Here is an 18,770-nt window from a genome sequence, read left to right as displayed (position 1 = left end):
GCGGGCGCGTTGTGGCTTGTCGCGCAGTTTCCCGCGCCCCTAAGAGCGGGGCGCGGGCGCCCCTCAAAGCCCCTAGCGCACGCGCTGGACCTGGCGGAACTGGCGGGTCGGGCGGTCCTCGTCCTCCAGGTAGGCCTGGCGGTCCTGCTGGAGGTAGGGCTCCGGGTTCTCCAGGAACGATTCCGCGCTGGCCACGGCCTCACGCGCCGGAGCCGCCCGGAAAACCCAGGTGCGGTAGGACCAGAAGCGGAAGAGCGTCGCGATACCGATGCCGACGAACTTGAAGACGTTGCTGGCGAGGGGGCTGTCCAGCCCGAGCCCGTACGTGGCGGCGTAGAGGAAGCCGTTCTCGATGACGAGGCCGACCGTGCTGAACAGCACGAACAGCGTCAGCTCCTTGGTGCGGCCGCTCTTGTCGCGATCGCGGTACGTGAAGTACCGGAAACCGATGTAGTTCGAGACGATCGCGACGACCGTGGCGATCACACTGGCCCGTACGACCTGAAGATCCGTGGTACTGCGCACCAGGTTGAAGGCGATCAGGTTGACCAGCAGACCGGCTCCGCCGACCGCGCCGAACTTGGCGACTTCCCTGGTCAGCCGGTCGATCCGCATGCGGACAGCGCTGGGCGGCCTGGCATGTGCCCTGCGTTTACCACCTTTGCCCATGGTGTCGCCCAGCCCCCGTCTCGTCGGATACGTCAATTTCGTCAACCTTCGTCGACTCCGCCATGCTAACCAGCGGTTCCCTTCGGTGCCTGGCTTGGACTCGAATATGTGGCCGGGATGTGATGAACATGCGGAACTTCCGATGATCATGCGCGCGACAGAGGTGCCCCGATATGGCCGATACCCTGGGGGCGTGACGTTCCCGGTAGTCGGCATGGTCGGCGGGGGCCAGCTCGCTCGTATGACACACGAGGCGGGCATCCCGCTCGGCATCAGGTTCAAGCTCCTCAGTGACACCCCCCAGGATTCCGCGGCGCAGGTGGTCAGCGATGTCGTCATCGGCGACTACCGCGACCTCGACACGCTGCGGGCCTTCGCGCGGGGCTGCGACGTGATCACTTTCGATCACGAACACGTACCCACCGAGCATCTGCGTGCCCTGGAGGCGGACGGCATTCCCGTGCGCCCCGGGCCCGACGCGCTCGTGCACGCCCAGGACAAGGGCGTGATGCGAGCGAAGCTCGACGAGATCGGCGTGCCGTGCCCGCGGCACCGGATCGTGAGCGATCCACAGGACGTGGTGGCCTTCGCGGCGGAAGGGCTCCCCGAGGGGGCCGAGGGCGACGGCTTCCCGGTCGTCCTCAAGACCGTCCGCGGCGGCTACGACGGCAAGGGCGTGTGGGTCGTGCGGTCCGCGGCGGACGCCGAGGACCCCTTCCGCGCCGGAGTCCCGGTCCTCGCCGAGGAGAAGGTCGACTTCGTACGGGAGCTGGCGGCCAACGTCGTTCGGTCGCCGCACGGCCAGGCCGTGGCCTACCCCGTCGTCGAGTCCCAGCAGGTCGGCGGGGTCTGCGACACGGTGATCGCGCCCGCGCCCGGCATCTCCGACGAGCTCGCGCTGCGGGCCGAGGAGCTGGCCCTGCGCATCGCGAAGGAACTCGGCGTCGTCGGCCATCTCGCCGTGGAGCTCTTCGAGACCCGTGGACCCGACGGGAAAAACGACATCCTCGTGAACGAGCTGGCCATGCGCCCGCACAACTCCGGCCACTGGACCCAGGACGGCGCGATCACCTCCCAGTTCGCCAACCACGTCCGCGCGGTCCTGGACCTGCCGCTGGGCGATCCGCGCCCGCGCGCGAAGTGGACGGTCATGGTGAACGTCCTGGGTGGCGACTACCCCGATATGTACTCCGCGTACCTGCACTGCATGGCCCGCGACCCCCAGCTCAAGATCCACATGTACGGCAAGGACGTGAAGCCCGGCCGCAAGGTGGGCCACGTCAACACCTACGGCGACGACCTGGACGACGTCCTGGACCGCGCCCGTCACGCAGCCGCCTACCTGAGAGGCACGATCACCGAATGAGCACGTCCGCAGATGCGTCCCCCGAGTCGCCCGTAGTCGGCATCGTCATGGGCTCGGACTCCGACTGGCCCGTCATGGAAGCGGCCGCGCAGGCCCTCGACGAGTTCGAGATCGCGTACGAGGTCGACGTGGTCTCCGCGCACCGGATGCCGCGCGAGATGATCGCGTACGGCGAGGAGGCGGACGGGCGCGGCCTCAAGGTGATCATCGCGGGTGCGGGCGGAGCGGCCCATCTGCCGGGCATGCTCGCCTCGGTGAGCCCGCTGCCGGTGATCGGCGTCCCGGTCCCGCTGAAGTACCTCGACGGCATGGACTCGCTGCTCTCGATCGTCCAGATGCCCGCGGGCGTCCCGGTCGCCACGGTCTCGGTCGGCGGCGCGCGCAACGCGGGCCTGCTGGCCGCCCGCATCCTCGCCACCCAGGACGCCGAACTCCTCGGCCGGATGCGCGAGTTCCAGCAGGAACTCAACGACCAGGCCACGGAGAAGGGCAAGCGCCTGCGCTCCAAGGTCGAGGCCGGCGCCGGCAACGGCTTCGGCTTCGGGAAGTGACGCGCATGTCGTCCCTGGACCGCGCCCGCGCCCTGCTCGCCGACTTCCCCGTCGTCGACGGGCACAACGACCTCCCCTGGGCGCTGCGCGAGCAGGTCCGCTACGACATCGGCGCCCGCGACATCGCCGCCGACCAGAGCGCCCATCTGCACACGGACCTGGCCCGGCTGCGCGCGGGCGGCGTCGGCGCGCAGTTCTGGTCGGTGTACGTACGCTCCGATCTGCCCGGCGCGGTCACGGCGACGCTCGAACAGGTCGACTGCGTACGGCAGTTGATCGCGCGCTACCCGGCCGACCTGCGTGCCGCGCTGACGGCCGCCGACATGGAGACGGCCCGCGGCGAGGGCCGTATCGCCTCGCTGGTGGGCGCCGAGGGCGGCCACTCGATCGACAACTCGCTGGCCACCCTGCGCGGGCTGTACGAGCTGGGGGTCCGCTACATGACCCTCACCCACAACGACAACATCGCGTGGGCGGACTCGGCGACGGACAAGCCGTCCGTCGGCGGCCTGTCGCCCTTCGGCCACGAGGTCGTACGGGAGATGAACCGCCTGGGCATGCTCGTGGACCTCTCCCACGTGGCCGCCACGACCATGCGGGACGCGCTGGACACGTCCGTCGCGCCGGTGATCTTCTCCCACTCGTCCTCGCGCGCGATCTGCGACCACCCGCGCAACATCCCGGACGACGTGCTGGAGCGCCTGCCCGCCAACGGCGGTGTGGCGATGGTGACGTTCGTGCCGAAGTTCGTCCTCCAGGCGGCCGTCGACTGGACGGCCGCCGCCGACGAGAACATGCGCGAGCAGGGCTTCCACCACCTCGACACGACCGCCGAGGCGATGAAGGTCCACCGCCTCTTCGAGGAGTCCAACCCCCGCCCCGTCGCGACCGTTCCGACGGTCGCCGACCACCTCGACCACATGCGCGAGGTGGCGGGCGTCGACCACATCGGCATCGGCGGCGACTACGACGGCACGGCGTTCACGCCCGACGGCCTCGACGACGTCTCCGGTTACCCGAACCTCATCGCGGAACTCCTGGACCGCGGCTGGTCCTCCACCGACCTCGCCAAGCTGACCTGGCAGAACGCGGTACGGGTGCTGGGCGCCGCGGAGGACGTGGCCCGCGAGGAGCAGTCCCGCAGGGGCCCGTCGAACGCGACCCTGGAGCAACTGGACGGCTAGGTACGGCTAGGTACGGCCAGACAGGGCCGGGCGCGGCGGTCACGCGGGTGCGGGGTGCCCCAGCAGCATGGTCGGGGCGCCCTCCACCCGGGTCAGGAACACGGTCGCCGAGTTCGGCCCCTGCGGCTTCACCCTGCGCCGCAACTCCTCCGGCTCGACGGCCGATCCTCGCTTCTTGACGGTGAGGACACCGACCCCGCGCTCCCGCAGCAACGCCTTCAACTTCTTCACGCCGAAGGGAAGTTGGTCGGTGATCTCATAAGCGGTGGCGTAGGGCGTGGCCTTCAGCGAGTCCGCGGTGATGTAGGCGATGGTCTCGTCGATCAGCCCGCCGCCGTCCAGCTCCTCGGCGACCTCCGCGACCAGATGCGCCCGGACGACGGCCCCGTCGGGCTCGTACAGGTACCGCCCCAGGGGCCGTACCTGAGGGTCGGGCAGCCCCCGGCCTACGAGGGTCCGAGGCCCGGGCAGCAGGGTCGCGCGCACGGACCCCGCTTCTCCCGTGCCGAACCACAGCACGGCCTCCTTCACGTCCCCGGAGTCCGAGATCCACTCGGCACCCGCCTCGGCGGGGACGGTCTCGTGCGGAATCCCGGGTGCGATCTTCAGCGCGGCGAGAGGCGCTTCGAGGGCGGTTCGCACGGCCCACGAGAGCGGCGGCGAATAGGCCTCGGGATCGAAGACGCGCCCGCGCCCGCCCCGCCGCGCCGGATCCACGAACACGGCGTCGTACGCGTCCGTCGCGACCTCCGTGACATCCGCCTCGCGCACCTCGATCAGCTCGTCGAGCCCGAGCGCGTCGGCGTTCGCCCGCGCGACGGCCGCCGTCAGCGGGTCCCGGTCGACGGCGAGCACCCGGATCCCGGCCCGGGCGAGTGCGATCGCGTCCCCGCCGATCCCGCAGCACAGGTCCGCCACGGACCGCACGTCGAGCTCCTGGAAACGCCGGGCCCGGTACGCGGCGACACTCGCCCGGGTCGACTGCTCCACCCCGTTCGGCGTGAAGTACATCCGCCCCGCGTCCGCCGCGCCGAACTTCACCACGGCCCGCTGCCGCAACCGCGCCTGCCCGAGCGCCGCCGACACGAGCCCGACGGGGTACTCCCGCCGCAGCCGGGTCGCGACGGCCAGCTCCTGAGCGGGTTCGGTGTCCCGCACCTCTTCGAGAAGGGCACGTCCCTGGTCGGTGAGCAGGGCAGCGAATGAGGAGAGCGGATCGAGGTCGTTCACCGCCCCATTGTGGGCCAGTCGGTGGACGGGACGCGGTCGCCGGATGTGTCGAGGGCCTGTGAGGGGTGTGACCTGTGAGGATCCGGGTTCATGCGACTTGTACGACAAAATGATGGCAATGAGGTAAATGGCGGCTCAGGGGGCACCCCCTCAGGAGCGCGGGGAACCGCGCGACAGGCCCCCACCGCCCCGCAGGTCGCAATCCGGCCGTCCCACGCGGCACGCACCGCTCTCGCCCTCCTGACGGTCTCCGCACTGGCGGCCGGCTGCGGAGAAGCACCATCCACCACCGCCGAGCCCGCGGCGGGCCAGCAACTCCTCAAGGCCCCACCGGCGCGAGCCATGGACGCCTACGCCACCAAGCTCCGCCAGGAGCAGCGCGCCCGCGCGACCGCGGCAAAGCGCTGGGGGCTGGCCGGGCCCCCGCTGTCCGCACCTCCCGCCCCCAAGCGGAAGCCCCGCATCAGCACCCGTAAGGGCTTCGAGGTGGACGACCACGAAGGCCTGCCGCCCGTCTTCACCACGATCCCCACCAAGGACAAGGTCGTCTTCCTCACCATCGACGACGGCGCCGAGAAGGACCCGGCGTTCCTGCGGATGATGAGCGAGCTGAAGATCCCGTACACGGCCTTCCTGAGCGACTACCTGGTCAAAGAGGACTACGGCTACTTCAGGAAGATGCAGGACAGGGGCGTGGTCCTGAACAACCACACCCTCAACCACCGCTATATGCCGAACCTCTCCTACGAACGGCAGAAGCAGGAGATCTGCGGCATGCAGGACGTGATCGAGAAGCGCTACGGCAAGCGTCCGGCCCTCTTCCGCCCGCCCTACGGCAGCTACAACGAGGACACCCTGCGCGCGGCCGCGGCCTGCGGCATCAAGGCGGCCCCGCTGTGGAACGAGGAGGTCTTCGTCGACCGCTGGGACTACCGCGAGCTGGACCGCGACCTCCACCCCGGAGACATCGTCCTCAGCCACTTCCGCGGCAAGGAGCACTGGAAGGGCACGATGCCGGACATGGTCCGACGGTTCCTGAAGCTGGTCACGGACAAGGGGTACGCGGTGGCACGCATCGAGGACTACCTGTGAGGAAGCGGCCGGCCGCTGCCGCACTGCTCGCGGGCCTGGTCTGCCTGGCCGGCTGTGCCCAGTCCGTGGACCCCATCGAGCGGTTGGGCAAGAAGGCCGCGCAGAAGGTACGCACGTACGGCCCCACCGAGGACCCGTACCGCCGCTGGGGCCTGACCGCCCCGCTCACCCCGGCGCCGAACCCGCCCGACCGGCGGCCCTCCGCCCGCACCGCGGGACCGGGTCTGCCGCCCGTCGTCGACCGCGTCCCCACCCGCGACCGGGTCGTCTTCCTGACCTTCCACGACGGCGCCGAGAAGGACCCGGGGTTCGTCGACATGGTCCGCGAACTGCGGCTGCCGGTCACGATGTTCCTCACGGACAGTGTCGTCGGGCCGGGGTACGCCCACTTCGGCCGGCTCCGCGCGGTCGGCGCGACCGTGCAGAACCACACGCTCGACCACCCGTACCTGCCGGGCCTCCCGTACGCCGGCCAGCGCGCCGAGATCTGCGGCCAGCAGGAGAAGCTCAAGCAGCGCTTCGGTATCCGCCCCCGCCTCTTCCGCCCGCCCTACGGCGACTACAACGCCGACACCGTGCGCGCGGCCGCCGACTGCGGAGTGTCCGCCATCGTCCTCTGGCGCGACACGGACCGCCTCCGCCCGGGCGACATCCTCCACTGCCCGGAGGGCCGGAACGGCACGAGTCTCACCCGGACAACGGCCAAGATCCTGAACCGGGTCCAGAACCAGGGCTTCACGGTCGCCCGCCTGGAGGACTACCTGTAGCTCCCAGCCCGTCCGGCGTGTGAGGACGAGGCCGTTCAGGCCGATCAGCGGGGGTCTGGGGGCGGCAGCCCCCAGGGCGTTCACCCCCGGTTCCGGGCGCCGGACATCCCCCGACCGCCGGAGGCAACTGGCACTCCGCTTGACCGAGTGCTAATCGCAGTCATAGTCTCAGGCCTGGCACTCACCGCAGGAGAGTGCCAATAGCGACGGGCAGGTCCGGCACCCGCGACGACGGATCCACCTGGTCGCCACCTCAGACAGTTAACCCCGTGAGATCTCCGAAGGGGGAGGTCGGATCGTGACGACCACCAGCTCCAAGGTTGCCATCAAGCCGCTTGAGGACCGCATTGTGGTCCAGCCGCTCGACGCCGAGCAGACCACGGCCTCTGGCCTGGTCATCCCGGACACCGCCAAGGAGAAGCCCCAGGAGGGCGTCGTCCTGGCCGTTGGCCCGGGCCGCTTCGAGAACGGCGAGCGTCTTCCGCTCGACGTCAAGACCGGCGATGTCGTGCTGTACAGCAAGTACGGCGGCACCGAGGTGAAGTACAACGGCGAGGAGTACCTCGTCCTCTCGGCTCGCGACGTGCTCGCGATCGTCGAGAAGTAATTCACCCGGCACCACCAGCATTCCCGGCATTACCAGCATTGCAGTGAACTGCGCCCCTGGCCCCCGCGACCTTATGAAGCCGGGCGTCGGGGGCGCAGTTCGTTTCACCCACGTTTTCCGAGAGGGCTGAACCGCTCCCATGGCGAAGATCCTGAAGTTCGACGAGGACGCCCGTCGCGCCCTCGAGCGCGGCGTCAACAAGCTTGCCGACACGGTCAAGGTGACGATCGGCCCCAAGGGCCGCAACGTCGTCATCGACAAGAAGTTCGGCGCACCCACCATCACCAACGACGGTGTCACCATCGCCCGCGAGGTCGAGCTCGACGACCCGTACGAGAACCTCGGCGCCCAGCTGGTGAAGGAGGTGGCGACCAAGACCAACGACATCGCGGGTGACGGTACGACCACCGCCACCGTGCTGGCCCAGGCGCTCGTCCGCGAGGGCCTGAAGAACGTCGCCGCCGGCGCGTCCCCCGCCCTCCTGAAGAAGGGCATCGACGCGGCCGTCGCCGCGGTCTCCGAGGAGCTCCTCGCGACCGCGCGCCCGATCGACGAGAAGTCCGACATCGCCGCCGTCGCCGGTCTGTCCGCCCAGGACAGCCAGGTCGGCGAGCTCATCGCCGAGGCGATGGACAAGGTCGGCAAGGACGGTGTCATCACCGTCGAGGAGTCCAACACCTTCGGTCTGGAGCTGGACTTCACCGAGGGCATGGCCTTCGACAAGGGCTACCTGTCGCCGTACTTCGTGACGGACCAGGAGCGCATGGAAGCCGTCCTGGACGACCCGTACATCCTGATCCACCAGGGCAAGATCTCCTCCATCCAGGACATGCTGCCGCTGCTGGAGAAGGTCATCCAGACCAACTCCTCCAAGCCGCTGCTGATCATCGCCGAGGACGTCGAGGGCGAGGCCCTGTCGACCCTGGTCGTGAACAAGATCCGCGGCACGTTCAACGCCGTCGCCGTGAAGGCCCCCGGCTTCGGTGACCGCCGCAAGGCGATGCTCGGCGACATGGCCGGTCTCACCGGTGCCACCGTCATCGCCGAGGAGGTCGGCCTCAAGCTCGACCAGGTCGGCCTGGACGTGCTGGGCACCGCCCGCCGCGTGACCATCACCAAGGACGACACCACCATCGTCGACGGCGGCGGCAAGTCCGACGACGTCGCCGGTCGCATCAACCAGATCAAGGCCGAGATCGAGGCCACGGACTCCGACTGGGACCGCGAGAAGCTCCAGGAGCGCCTCGCGAAGCTGGCCGGCGGCGTGTGCGTCATCAAGGTCGGCGCCGCCACCGAGGTGGAGCTCAAGGAGAAGAAGCACCGTCTGGAGGACGCCATCTCCGCGACCCGCGCCGCGGTCGAGGAGGGCATCGTCTCCGGTGGTGGCTCCGCGCTCGTCCACGCCGTGAAGGTCCTGGAGGGCAACCTCGGCAAGACCGGCGACGAGGCCACCGGTGTGGCCGTCGTCCGCAAGGCCGCCGTCGAGCCGCTGCGCTGGATCGCCGAGAACGCCGGCCTGGAGGGTTACGTCATCACCTCCAAGGTCGCCGAGCTCGACAAGGGCCAGGGCTTCAACGCCGCCACCGGCGAGTACGGCGACCTGGTCAAGCAGGGCGTCATCGACCCGGTCAAGGTCACCCGCTCCGCCCTGGAGAACGCCGCCTCCATCGCCTCCCTGCTCCTCACGACCGAGACCCTGGTCGTCGAGAAGCCGGCCGAGGAAGAGGGCGACGCGGGCCACGGTCACGGCCACTCCCACTAGGCGCAAGCCGCTTCCGGGCGGCCCGAGGGGGCGTACGTCCCTTTGAGCGCCCGGCGAAGGCCCGGTACCCCGTCGCGGGGGACCGGGCCTTCGTGCTGTCGCCGGCGCGGCCCGGCGCGGTCAGACCTCCAGCTGGTCCAGCACTCCGAGCTGGTCCATCAGCCCCAGCCGGTCGTACTGCCACCACCCCTCGACGACCTTGCCGTCCTCGCGGCACCGGTGAATGGTCGTACCGGTCATGGTGACCTGCCTGCCGCTGGCCGGTATCCCCATGAAGTCACCCTTGTGGGTGCCGTTCCAGGTCCAGCGCGTACAGACCCGGTCGCCGTCGGAGATCTGGTCCTCGATGGTGAACACGAAGTCGAAGCCGGACCGCCACATCTCCACCTCGCGGCGCATGGCGTCCATCCCGATCGCGTCCTGCGCGTTGGCCGGATCGTGGTCGTGGTAGTTCTCCGCGACGGTCTCGTCCCAGGTCGGCAGCGTGCCCTTCCCGGCGAGCAGCCCGAAGAGATTGCGCACGCTGGCCTTGTAGAGCCGCTCGTCCCGCACCACGTCGAGATCCGTGAACGTCGGCATCTCGTCACAGAGCGCCACCATCTCCCGGAAGATCCGGTCGGTCTCCGGAAGGTTCGAGTTCCGCATCGCCTCCTCGAACGACGGGAACTCCACGATCTCGATGAAGTGCGACGCGTCGTGCCGGTCCTTCCCGATCACGTTGTGCGTCGCGGTCCGCTTGCCCTTGGTCTGCTCGACCCAGGTGTCCATGAGCCGGTTCATCTCGTCGATCCGGCTGGTCTTGCAGTCGATCAGCTGTACGAAAGTCATGGCGCCGCCTCCCGGCACTTCGAGTCCGGTTGAATACGCCCATTTTAGTGAAAATCCCCTCAGGCCGTCTTTCAGCCGAAGGGGATTCCACCTGTGCCTGTGCCGTTGCCTAAGTGTCCGTCCGTGTCACCGCGCGCCACCGGGCTCACTTCGGCCCGTACTTCCGCCCCGTCTTCGAACTGATCCCGCTGAGCAACGCCCGCGGTGTCACCTTCGCGACTCCCATCAGGGCCTTGTAGCGCGGGTCCGGAATGGACAGCGACTTGCCCCGTGCCAGGTCGGCCAGGGCAGCCGTGACCACCTTGTCGGCGTCCAGCCACATCCAGTTCGGGATGTTGTCCGTGCCCATCCCGGCCCGCTCGTGGAACTCGGTCCGCACGAACCCGGGGCACAGCGCCATCAGCCGGACGCCGCTGCCGGACAGGTCCTTCGCCACGCCCTGCGTGAACTGCACGACCCACGCCTTCGACGCCCCGTACGTACCGCGCGGCACGAACGCGGCTGTGGACGCCACGTTGACGACACCGCCGCGCCCACGCGCCCGCATGGACTCGGCCGCCGCCGACGTCAGCCGGAGCACCGCCTCGCAGTGCACCTTGAGCATCTTCAGCTCGTCCGCCATCGGTACGTCCAGATAGAGGCCCTTGTTGCCGAAGCCCGCGTTGTTGATCAGCAGGTCGACCGCGTTCTTGCGGTCCGAGAGGCGGGCGGCCACCGCCTCGATGCCCTCGTCCGTCGCCAGATCCGCCGTCAGCACCTCCGCCTCGATGCCGTGCCGGTCGTGCAGTTCCGTCGCCTGCTCACCGAGCCGCTTCTTGTCACGCGCCACCAGCACGAGGTTGTGCCCGTCGGAGGCGAGCCGCCGCGCGAAGGCGGCACCGATGCCCGCGGTCGATCCCGTAATCAGAGCCGTTGTCATGGCCCAAGATTAGTGACCTGTCTCATGCTGTCCGTGCGTCGAATGACCCGAAAGTGCACCCGTCGGCCGTCCCTTCCCCACAACCTCCACAACGACGAACTGCCCCGTCATCTCCCGGCCTTCGCGGTGCGGCGGACGGCAGCGGGATTTGCGCGAAGTGTCCGGGTCGGCCGCCCGTCGGCGCCGGGCTCCTCCAACTGGCCCGGCGGGACGGCGGTCTCAGCTCACTTCGCGCCCCCGCCCGTACTTCTCCACGTACTCCCGTGCATTCTTCAGCGCCTCCGGGTGCAGAGCGTCCCCTGCCTCCAACACCTTTGCCAGCAGGCCCCGTTCGGTCGTGACGGCGCGGAACTGGAGGGCGACGGTCACCTCGTGTTCGGGCCGGTGGACGATCTCGATCGGGTCGCCCGCCCGCAGCTCACCCGGCTCGATCACCCGCAGATACGCACCGGGCGCGCCCTTCGCGGTGAACCGCTTGACCCACCCCTTCTCGCCCAGATGGCCCTGGAAGGTGAGACAGGGAATCCGCCCGGAGGTGACCTCGAGAACGACCTCGGAGCCGACCCGCCAGCGCTCACCGATCCGCGCGCCGGACACGTCGACGCCCTCCGTCGTGAGGTTCTCTCCGAACATTCCGCTGGCCAAGGGGCGCCCCAGCTCGCGCTCCCAGTCGTCGAGGTCCTCGCGGGCGACGGCGTACACCGCCTGGTGATCGCCGCCGTGATGCCGCAGCTCGCACACCGCGTCCCCGGCGAGCCCGCTCGCGCCGACGCCCTTGGGCCCGGGCGCGGACACCCGCACCGGCCCGTCCACCGGCCGTTTGTCGATCCCGGTCACGCCCTCCGCCTGGTCCGTGTAGTCGACGGCCTTGGGGCGGCCGAGGTTCAGAGACAGAAGCTTCATGACTGCACGCTAGGCGATGCGAGCCAAAGCCTCGACGCAATATTCTCCGCCATGTCCAAGATTCGCTTATACTCGGAGGGTGATCGAGGCCCGTCATCTCCGTGTGCTGCGCGCCGTCGCCGCCACCGGCTCCTTCTCGGCGGCGGGGCGCGAACTGGGCTGCACCCAGCCCGCCGTCAGCCAGCAGATGAAGGCACTCGAAGCCTCCGTCGGCACACCCCTGCTGATCCGTACGGGCCGCGAGATGCGACTGACCCAGGCCGGCGAGGCTCTCGTACGGCATGCCGCGGGCATCATCGCCGGGCTGACGGCCGCCGAGGAGGAGGTCGCCGCGATCGCGGGCCTGCGGGCCGGCCGGGTCCGGCTCGTCTCCTTCCCCAGCGGCAGTTCCACGCTCGTACCGGCCGCGCTCGCCGCCCTGCGCGCCGCGCACCCCGGCACCCGCGTCTCCCTGGAGGAGGCCGAGCCGCCACGCTCGGTCGAGATGCTGCGCGAGGGCGACTGCGACGTGACGCTCGCGTTCCGGTACGAGGGCGCGGCGGGCGCCGAGGAGTGGGACGACCTGGTGGTGCGGCCCCTGCTCAGGGACCGGCTCGTGGGCCTGGTCCCCGAAGGGCACAGGCTGGCCCGCGCCCGCACGGTCGCCATCGGCGAACTAGCCGACGAGCCGTGGATCGCCGGCTGCCCCCGCTGTCGCGGCCAGCTCGTCGAGGTCTGCGAGCGCGCGGGCTTCACACCCCGTATCGACTTCGCGACCGACGACTACCCGGCCGTCGTCGGCCTGGTCGGAGCGGGTCTCGGGGTCGCGGTCCTGCCGGAACTCGCCATCGAGTCCGTACGCCCCAGGGGTGCGCGCACGGTGATGGTCGAGCCTGCCCTGCGGCGGGAGATCGTCGCGCTCACACTGCCGGACCTCGCTCAGGTGCCCGCGGTGGCGGCCACGCTGAATCAGCTGGCCCGGGCCGCGACACGCTGACCCAAGGAAAAGCGGCCGGCCTGTCTGAGGGCTGACCTGTCGGAAAGTAGGGGCACGTGCGCGTGCCCGTTCGAAGAAACGTTCCTTCAGTGATGTGACGGAGTGCCTCCGCCGGACGTCGACGCCGACGCCGAGACCAGGCGGTTGCGCGCCCGCCCCATGAGTTCCTCGCGCTCGTCCTCGGTGAGGCCGCCCCACACGCCGTACGGCTCGCGCACCGCCAGGGCGTGCGCCGCGCACTCCGCGCGTACCGGGCACCTCATGCAGACCTCTTTGGCCGAGTTCTCACGAGCGCTCCGTGCCGCACCGCGCTCGCCTTCGGGGTGGAAGAAGAGCGAGCTGTCGACCCCGCGGCAGGCCGCGAGGAGCTGCCAGTCCCACAGATCCGCGTTGGGTCCGGGAAGGCGGGAGAAATCTGCCATTTCGTTGTCCCCTTGTAGCCGTTCTGGGCGGTTACGTGCCCATGACCGTACATCTACGATCTAAGGAGATGAAAATATGACTCATTGCGAATCTAGCCTCAGACACCAGTAAATGGGAAGAAAAGCGGCTAAATGGGGCATGGGTTGTGATGAAACCTTGAGGGTCGGCCGTGGGTGTCTCCACCGTGTCCGTGCCCTCACGTAGAGTGCCGAACGTGGCTCACCGCCCCGTAACTCTTTCGGGTGACCGTCGTTGAGAGTGCGGAGGCGGTTGAAAGAACAAGCGCTCGGGCAAGCGTCCGAGAGCGTCAACCGCACAGGTGACGATTCGTACCAGCCTGGAGGCTCAAGGTGACGCGCATCAGCTGCGGAGGACGGCCATGACATCCGTCCTCGTCTGCGACGACTCCCCGCTTGCCCGAGAGGCGCTCCGCCGTGCGGTGGCGACCGTGCCCGGCGTAGAGCGCGTGACCACGGCGGCCAACGGCGAGGAAGTCCTCCGCCGCTGGGGTGCCGACCGTTCGGACCTGATTCTGATGGACGTACGCATGCCCGGTCTGGGCGGCGTGGAGACGGTCCGGCGGCTGCTGTCCGCCGACCCCGGTGCGCGCATCATCATGCTCACCGTCGCCGAGGACCTGGACGGTGTCGCGCTCGCGGTCGCCGCCGGTGCCCGTGGCTATCTCCACAAGGACGCCTCCCGCGCGGAGCTGCGTGCGACCGTCACCCAGGCTCTCGCCGACCCGACCTGGCGGCTCGCGCCGCGCAGACTGCGGTCGGCCGAGATGGGTGCCGCGCCGACGCTCACCGCGCGTGAGATCCAGGTCCTGGAGGGCATGAGCCACGGCCGGTCGAACGCGGAGATCGGCCGTGAGCTGTTCCTCTCCGAGGACACCGTCAAGACCCACGCGCGACGGCTCTTCAAGAAACTCGGTGCCTCGGACCGCGCGCACGCGGTGGCGCTCGGGTTCCGATGGGGCCTGGTCCGCTAGGTGAACCGCCGCGGGGGTACGGGTGTCCCCGCCCGCCGCACGGCGGGTGGGGCCGGACCCGACGGGGGATCGAAATCGGCCGTTCGGGCGCCCGATCCCCGTTTCCCGGCGGATGCCGCATCCTTGAGGTGTGGAGTTCCTCGGGAACGAGTCGGTCGAGCGGGAGGGGAGGGCGCAGGAGATGAGTTCCGGCGCACCTGCTCATAACGCTTCGGTGCACAACTACGGACGCGGTGCCACGGACAGGACGACGCCAAGGCACCATGGACCGATGCGTGACGACGAGGCGGCCACTGCCCAAGGGGCAATCGGTGCGCTCGTCCATCGCGCGGTCGACGGAGACGAGCAGGCCACGCACGACCTGCTCGCCCATGTCCACCCCCTCGCGCTGCGATACTGCCGTACGCGGCTGTCCCGACTGCCGGGTGACGCACGGCACTTCGTGGAGGACCTGGCGCAGGAGGTCTGTGTCGCGGTGCTCCTCGCACTGCCGCGGTACAAGGACACCGGGCGCCCCTTCGAGGCCTTCGTCTTCGCCATCGCCGCGCACAAGGTCGCCGATCTGCAGCGCGCCGCGATGCGCCATCCCGGCTCGACGGCGGTGCCGTCGGACGAGATGCCCGAGCGGCCCGACGACTCGCTCGGCCCCGAAGAGCGTGCCCTGCTCAGCAGCGACGCCGAGTGGGCCAAGAAGCTCATGGCCAACCTCCCCGAGAACCAGCGGGAGCTCCTCCTGCTGAGGATCGCGGTGGGCCTCACGGCCGAGGAGACGGGCCAGATGCTGGGCATGTCACCGGGCGCGGTCCGGGTGGCCCAGCACAGGGCGCTGAGCCGCTTGCGGGCACTGGCGGAGCAGTAGGCGGACTGCGGGGTGCCCCCAGGGCGGGGTGCCTGCTGGCAGGTGCGGTCGGACGAAACCGGGCTGAGGTGCGGTCCGGCGACCGGTGGGCCGAGCGGACGTGCGGTCGGATGGTCGGTGGGGCGAGCGGATGTACGGACGTGCGGTCGGTGGGGCGAGCGGACGGTCGGTGCGCCGGTCCGCCGGGGCCCGTGGATCTCCGCGCGAGCCTCCCGGCAGGGTCGGCTTTCTCATGAGTACGGCAAATTTTTTCCGCCGCCCCGGGCGAGGCGCGGGGCGGCGACGCAGGGCACGGCCCGCCCAAGGCCCGTGCCCCCGACGGGCGGGCGCCGGATGAACGCGGCGGCCGTCCTCCACGTACGAAGCTACGAAGCCCAGGGGCACCCGTAACCGTGGAATGAGAGAGCCATGCTTCCCGTTAGCATGGACATCCGCACCGATCAAGGCCATTTGGGGAAGGTGTCATGACTGCAAACGTCGACGGAGTGCCCGAGAAATTCGCGACACTCGGGCTGACCTACGACGACGTGCTGCTGCTGCCGGGCGCATCCGAGGTGCTGCCCAACGCGGTCGACACCTCGTCCCGGATCTCCCGCAACGTGCGCGTGAACATTCCGCTGCTGTCCGCGGCGATGGACAAGGTGACCGAGTCGCGCATGGCGATCGCCATGGCACGGCAGGGCGGTGTCGGCGTACTGCACCGGAACCTGTCCATCGAGGACCAGGTCAACCAGGTCGACCTCGTGAAGCGCTCCGAGTCCGGCATGGTCACCGACCCGATCACGGTTCACCCGGACGCGACGCTCGCCGAGGCCGACGCGCTGTGCGCCAAGTTCCGGATCAGCGGCGTGCCGGTCACCGACGGCAACAAGAAGCTGCTCGGCATCGTCACCAACCGTGACATGGCCTTCGAGACCGACCGCTCCCGTCAGGTGCGCGAGGTCATGACCCCGATGCCCCTGGTCACCGGCAAGGTCGGCATCTCGGGCAACGACGCCATGCAGCTGCTCCGCCGCCACAAGATCGAGAAGCTTCCGCTGGTCGACGACGCGGGCATCCTCAAGGGCCTCATCACGGTCAAGGACTTCGTGAAGGCCGAGAAGTACCCGAGCGCGGCGAAGGACGGCGAGGGCCGTCTCCTCGTCGGTGCCGCGGTCGGCGCCAGCCCCGAGGCGCTGGAGCGGGCGCAGGCGCTCGCCGAGGCCGGTGCGGATTTCCTGATCGTCGACACCTCCCACGGGCACAACAGCAACGCCCTCAACTGGATGGCGAAGATCAAGTCGAGTGTCGGCGTCGACGTGATCGGCGGAAACGTCGCCACCCGTGACGGCGCCCAGGCCCTCGTGGACGCCGGTGTCGACGGCGTCAAGGTGGGCGTGGGACCCGGCTCGATCTGTACCACCCGCGTGGTCGCCGGCATCGGCGTCCCGCAGGTCACCGCCATCTACGAGGCCGCTCTGGCGGCCCGCGCCGCGGGCGTCCCGGTGATCGGCGACGGCGGACTGCAGTACTCCGGAGACATCGGCAAAGCCCTCGCGGCTGGCGCCGACACGGTGATGCTGGGCAGTCTCCTCGCCGGCTGCGAGGAGTCGCCCGGCGAGCTGCTCTTCATCAACGGCAAGCAGTTCAAGTCGTACCGCGGCATGGGCTCGCTCGGCGCCATGCAGTCCCGCGGCCAGGGCAGGTCGTACTCGAAGGACCGCTACTTCCAGGCCGAGGTCGCCTCCGACGACAAGCTCGTGCCCGAGGGCATCGAGGGCCAGGTGCCCTACCGCGGCCCGCTGGCCAACGTGCTGCACCAGCTCGTCGGCGGTCTGCGCCAGACCATGGGTTATGTCGGCGCCGCCTCCATCGACGAGATGGAGACCAAGGGCCGCTTCGTACGGATCACGTCGGCGGGCCTCAAGGAGAGCCACCCGCACGACATCCAGATGACGGTCGAGGCGCCGAACTACAGCCGTAATCAGTAGTCGCCACCCAGCCGACACCTGAGACGAGGGCGGTCCCGGAGCATCCGGGACCGCCCTCGTCGTGGGTGTCGGGGATACTGGGAGGCGCAGAAGCGAAGAGGGAAAGGCCACACACGTGACTGAGATCGAGATCGGGCGCGGCAAGCGCGGCCGCCGGGCGTACGCCTTCGACGACATCGCCGTCGTCCCGAGCCGCCGTACGCGAGACCCGAAGGAGGTCTCGATCGCCTGGCAGATCGACGCCTACCGCTTCGAGCTGCCGTTCCTGGCCGCCCCCATGGACTCGGTCGTCTCGCCGGCCACCGCCATCCGCATCGGCGAGCTGGGCGGCCTGGGCGTCCTGAACCTCGAAGGCCTCTGGACGAGGTACGAGGACCCGCAGCCGCTCCTCGACGAGATCGCGGAGCTGGACGTGGACTCCGCGACCCGCCGTCTCCAGGAGATCTACGCGGCTCCCATCAAGGAGGAGCTGATCGGGCAGCGCATCAAGGAGGTGCGCGACTCGGGCGTGGTCACCGCGGCCGCGCTCTCGCCGCAGCGCACCGCCCAGTTCTCCAAGGCCGTCGTGGACGCGGGCGTCGACATCTTCGTCATCCGCGGTACGACGGTGTCGGCCGAGCATGTGTCCGGTGCCTCCGAGCCGCTGAACCTGAAGCAGTTCATCTACGAGCTGGACGTCCCGGTCATCGTCGGCGGCTGTGCCACGTACACGGCGGCCCTGCACCTGATGCGTACGGGCGCGGCCGGTGTCCTGGTGGGCTTCGGCGGCGGCGCCGCGCACACCACGCGCAACGTGCTGGGCATCCAGGTTCCGATGGCCACCGCGGTTGCCGACGTTGCCGCGGCCCGCCGCGACTACATGGACGAGTCCGGCGGCCGGTACGTGCACGTGATCGCGGACGGCGGTGTCGGCTGGTCCGGCGACCTCCCCAAGGCGATCGCCTGCGGCGCCGACTCCGTGATGATGGGCTCCCCGCTCGCGCGCGCCACCGACGCGCCCGGCCGGGGCCACCACTGGGGCATGGAGGCCGTCAACGACGAGCTGCCGCGCGGCAAGAAGGTCGACCTCGGCACGGTCGGCACGATCGAGGAGGTTCTCGCCGGGCCCTCGCACACGCCCGACGGCTCCATGAACTTCTTCGGCGCGCTGCGGCGGGCCATGGCGACGACCGGCTACAGCGAGCTCAAGGAGTTCCAGCGGGTCGAGGTCACTGTGGCGGACTCGCAGCACAAGCGGTGACGCCGGGCCGAGGCCGGTTCGGCTCGGCTTGAACTGACGAAGGGGCCGGGTCACTCACTCACGTGGGTGACCCGGCCCCTTCGCGTGCTCAAGTGGCCCTGGTGTGGGGCGCGTTGTGCGGCAGGGGGCGCGTGGTTGCGTTCGGGGCGAATGCGCGCTGGACGGCCGTGTCGAGGCGATAGCGTCCCTGTTCGGCGCCCCAGTTGTGTGGGGTGCCCCCTTCCAAGGACATGGTTCCGGACCCCGGCCCTCGGGGCCCGGCCCGAGTTCCGACGAGCCGTCTACCGGGCCACTGGGCGGCGTCGTGGAAGGGGGCGCCCATGGGCCGCCATCGCAAGCCCACCCGCTGGGACCGGATCCGTTTGTGGACGGTGAAGTGCCGGAGGAGGTGGATCTTGCGAATTTTCGGATGGTGAGCGGCCGCCCCCACACA

At 69.6% G+C, this 18,770-nt stretch carries 18 protein-coding genes; 12 read left to right on the top strand and 6 right to left on the bottom strand.

The window, feature by feature from the left end; translation table 11 throughout:
- Positions 1-72: 72 nt before the first annotated feature.
- Complete coding sequence (locus tag ACZ5VQ_RS43655; protein WP_469109901.1) at positions 73-669, bottom strand: GtrA family protein; 597 nt, start codon at positions 667-669, stop codon at positions 73-75.
- 142 nt (positions 670-811) lie between these two features.
- Here ACZ5VQ_RS43655 and ACZ5VQ_RS43650 point away from each other — a divergent pair, with 142 nt between their 5' ends.
- Genes ACZ5VQ_RS43650 through ACZ5VQ_RS43640 form a run of 3 tightly spaced genes read left to right on the top strand, consistent with a single transcriptional unit; the run spans position 812 to position 3,770 of the window.
- The gene (locus ACZ5VQ_RS43650; RefSeq protein WP_469109862.1) at positions 812-2,035 is read left to right on the top strand and encodes a 5-(carboxyamino)imidazole ribonucleotide synthase; all 1,224 of its coding nucleotides are present in this window, start codon (positions 812-814) and stop codon (positions 2,033-2,035) included.
- A complete protein-coding gene (gene purE, locus ACZ5VQ_RS43645; protein WP_469109861.1) occupies positions 2,032-2,586 on the top strand; it encodes a 5-(carboxyamino)imidazole ribonucleotide mutase in 555 nt (184 codons plus the stop codon). The genes ACZ5VQ_RS43650 and purE overlap by 4 nt, the downstream gene beginning before the upstream one ends.
- Positions 2,587-2,591: 5 nt before the next feature.
- Positions 2,592-3,770 carry a dipeptidase gene (locus ACZ5VQ_RS43640; protein ID WP_469109860.1) on the top strand — a complete coding sequence of 393 codons (1,179 nt, stop codon included), beginning with the start codon at positions 2,592-2,594 and terminating at the stop codon, positions 3,768-3,770.
- A 39-nt stretch (positions 3,771-3,809) separates the two neighbouring features.
- Here ACZ5VQ_RS43640 and ACZ5VQ_RS43635 read toward each other — a convergent pair whose 3' ends face one another.
- Entirely contained in the window at positions 3,810-5,000 is a 1,191-nt protein-coding gene (locus ACZ5VQ_RS43635) for a THUMP-like domain-containing protein (protein ID WP_469109859.1), read from the bottom strand.
- Between the two features lie 90 nt (positions 5,001-5,090).
- Here ACZ5VQ_RS43635 and ACZ5VQ_RS43630 point away from each other — a divergent pair, with 90 nt between their 5' ends.
- From ACZ5VQ_RS43630 to groL, 4 genes are all read left to right on the top strand, one after another.
- Positions 5,091-6,092, top strand: a complete 1,002-nt coding sequence (locus ACZ5VQ_RS43630; RefSeq protein WP_469109858.1) for a polysaccharide deacetylase family protein — start codon at positions 5,091-5,093, stop codon at positions 6,090-6,092.
- Complete coding sequence (locus ACZ5VQ_RS43625; protein WP_469109857.1) at positions 6,089-6,859, top strand: polysaccharide deacetylase family protein; 771 nt, start codon at positions 6,089-6,091, stop codon at positions 6,857-6,859. Before ACZ5VQ_RS43630 ends, ACZ5VQ_RS43625 begins: the two co-directional genes overlap by 4 nt.
- A gap of 298 nt (positions 6,860-7,157) precedes the next feature.
- The gene (gene groES, locus ACZ5VQ_RS43620) at positions 7,158-7,466 is read left to right on the top strand and encodes a co-chaperone GroES (RefSeq protein WP_015035628.1); all 309 of its coding nucleotides are present in this window, start codon (positions 7,158-7,160) and stop codon (positions 7,464-7,466) included.
- Between the two features lie 139 nt (positions 7,467-7,605).
- Positions 7,606-9,228: a chaperonin GroEL gene (gene groL / locus ACZ5VQ_RS43615; RefSeq protein WP_362072429.1), complete on the top strand. Its 1,623-nt coding sequence runs from the start codon at positions 7,606-7,608 to the stop codon at positions 9,226-9,228.
- A 120-nt stretch (positions 9,229-9,348) separates the two neighbouring features.
- On the opposite strand, the gene ACZ5VQ_RS43610 is transcribed toward groL, so the two are convergent.
- The 3 genes from ACZ5VQ_RS43610 to ACZ5VQ_RS43600 form a co-directional block, all read right to left on the bottom strand.
- Positions 9,349-10,056: an ester cyclase gene (locus tag ACZ5VQ_RS43610; protein WP_469109856.1), complete on the bottom strand. Its 708-nt coding sequence runs from the start codon at positions 10,054-10,056 to the stop codon at positions 9,349-9,351.
- Between the two features lie 145 nt (positions 10,057-10,201).
- Positions 10,202-10,975: an SDR family NAD(P)-dependent oxidoreductase gene (locus tag ACZ5VQ_RS43605; RefSeq protein ID WP_469109855.1), complete on the bottom strand. Its 774-nt coding sequence runs from the start codon at positions 10,973-10,975 to the stop codon at positions 10,202-10,204.
- A gap of 219 nt (positions 10,976-11,194) precedes the next feature.
- Positions 11,195-11,878 (bottom strand): MOSC domain-containing protein, encoded by a 684-nt coding sequence (locus ACZ5VQ_RS43600; RefSeq protein WP_469109854.1) that lies wholly within the window; start codon positions 11,876-11,878, stop codon positions 11,195-11,197.
- Between the two features lie 79 nt (positions 11,879-11,957).
- Here ACZ5VQ_RS43600 and ACZ5VQ_RS43595 point away from each other — a divergent pair, with 79 nt between their 5' ends.
- The gene (locus ACZ5VQ_RS43595; protein WP_469109853.1) at positions 11,958-12,854 is read left to right on the top strand and encodes a LysR family transcriptional regulator; all 897 of its coding nucleotides are present in this window, start codon (positions 11,958-11,960) and stop codon (positions 12,852-12,854) included.
- Positions 12,855-12,940: 86 nt separating this feature from the next.
- On the opposite strand, the gene ACZ5VQ_RS43590 is transcribed toward ACZ5VQ_RS43595, so the two are convergent.
- A complete protein-coding gene (locus tag ACZ5VQ_RS43590) occupies positions 12,941-13,276 on the bottom strand; it encodes a WhiB family transcriptional regulator (RefSeq protein WP_189837172.1) in 336 nt (111 codons plus the stop codon).
- Positions 13,277-13,656: 380 nt separating this feature from the next.
- Between ACZ5VQ_RS43590 and ACZ5VQ_RS43585 the strand changes: the two genes are divergently transcribed.
- The 4 genes from ACZ5VQ_RS43585 to ACZ5VQ_RS43570 all read left to right on the top strand — a co-directional run bounded on the left by ACZ5VQ_RS43585 (position 13,657) and on the right by ACZ5VQ_RS43570 (position 18,337).
- Positions 13,657-14,268 (top strand): response regulator transcription factor, encoded by a 612-nt coding sequence (locus ACZ5VQ_RS43585; RefSeq protein WP_003948568.1) that lies wholly within the window; start codon positions 13,657-13,659, stop codon positions 14,266-14,268.
- 271 nt (positions 14,269-14,539) lie between these two features.
- Positions 14,540-15,127, top strand: a complete 588-nt coding sequence (locus tag ACZ5VQ_RS43580) for a sigma-70 family RNA polymerase sigma factor (RefSeq protein WP_266497194.1) — start codon at positions 14,540-14,542, stop codon at positions 15,125-15,127.
- A gap of 464 nt (positions 15,128-15,591) precedes the next feature.
- Positions 15,592-17,097, top strand: coding sequence for an IMP dehydrogenase (gene guaB, locus ACZ5VQ_RS43575; RefSeq protein ID WP_469109852.1), 1,506 nt, complete (start codon positions 15,592-15,594; stop codon positions 17,095-17,097).
- A gap of 115 nt (positions 17,098-17,212) precedes the next feature.
- Positions 17,213-18,337 (top strand): GuaB3 family IMP dehydrogenase-related protein, encoded by a 1,125-nt coding sequence (locus ACZ5VQ_RS43570; RefSeq protein WP_143639123.1) that lies wholly within the window; start codon positions 17,213-17,215, stop codon positions 18,335-18,337.
- Positions 18,338-18,770 lie beyond the last annotated feature (433 nt).

This window comes from Streptomyces sp. NPDC033178, assembly GCF_055577685.1.
The sequence above is the reverse complement of the archived record's forward strand: the minus strand, read 5'-3'. Positions and strand labels throughout refer to the sequence as shown.

Bases quoted from the DNA above. Each gene is read 5' to 3' on its own strand.
- ACZ5VQ_RS43655 (WP_469109901.1), bottom strand. From the start codon at position 669: ATGGGCAAAGGTGGTAAACGCAGGGCACATGCCAGGCCGCCCAGCGCT.
- ACZ5VQ_RS43650 (WP_469109862.1), top strand. From the start codon at position 812: ATGATCATGCGCGCGACAGAGGTGCCCCGATATGGCCGATACCCTGGG.
- purE (WP_469109861.1), top strand. From the start codon at position 2,032: ATGAGCACGTCCGCAGATGCGTCCCCCGAGTCGCCCGTAGTCGGCATC.
- ACZ5VQ_RS43640 (WP_469109860.1), top strand. From the start codon at position 2,592: ATGTCGTCCCTGGACCGCGCCCGCGCCCTGCTCGCCGACTTCCCCGTC.
- ACZ5VQ_RS43630 (WP_469109858.1), top strand. From the start codon at position 5,091: ATGCGACTTGTACGACAAAATGATGGCAATGAGGTAAATGGCGGCTCA.
- groL (WP_362072429.1), top strand. From the start codon at position 7,606: ATGGCGAAGATCCTGAAGTTCGACGAGGACGCCCGTCGCGCCCTCGAG.
- ACZ5VQ_RS43610 (WP_469109856.1), bottom strand. From the start codon at position 10,056: ATGACTTTCGTACAGCTGATCGACTGCAAGACCAGCCGGATCGACGAG.
- ACZ5VQ_RS43605 (WP_469109855.1), bottom strand. From the start codon at position 10,975: ATGACAACGGCTCTGATTACGGGATCGACCGCGGGCATCGGTGCCGCC.
- ACZ5VQ_RS43600 (WP_469109854.1), bottom strand. From the start codon at position 11,878: ATGAAGCTTCTGTCTCTGAACCTCGGCCGCCCCAAGGCCGTCGACTAC.
- ACZ5VQ_RS43590 (WP_189837172.1), bottom strand. From the start codon at position 13,276: ATGGCAGATTTCTCCCGCCTTCCCGGACCCAACGCGGATCTGTGGGAC.
- ACZ5VQ_RS43585 (WP_003948568.1), top strand. From the start codon at position 13,657: ATGACATCCGTCCTCGTCTGCGACGACTCCCCGCTTGCCCGAGAGGCG.
- ACZ5VQ_RS43580 (WP_266497194.1), top strand. From the start codon at position 14,540: ATGCGTGACGACGAGGCGGCCACTGCCCAAGGGGCAATCGGTGCGCTC.
- guaB (WP_469109852.1), top strand. From the start codon at position 15,592: ATGACTGCAAACGTCGACGGAGTGCCCGAGAAATTCGCGACACTCGGG.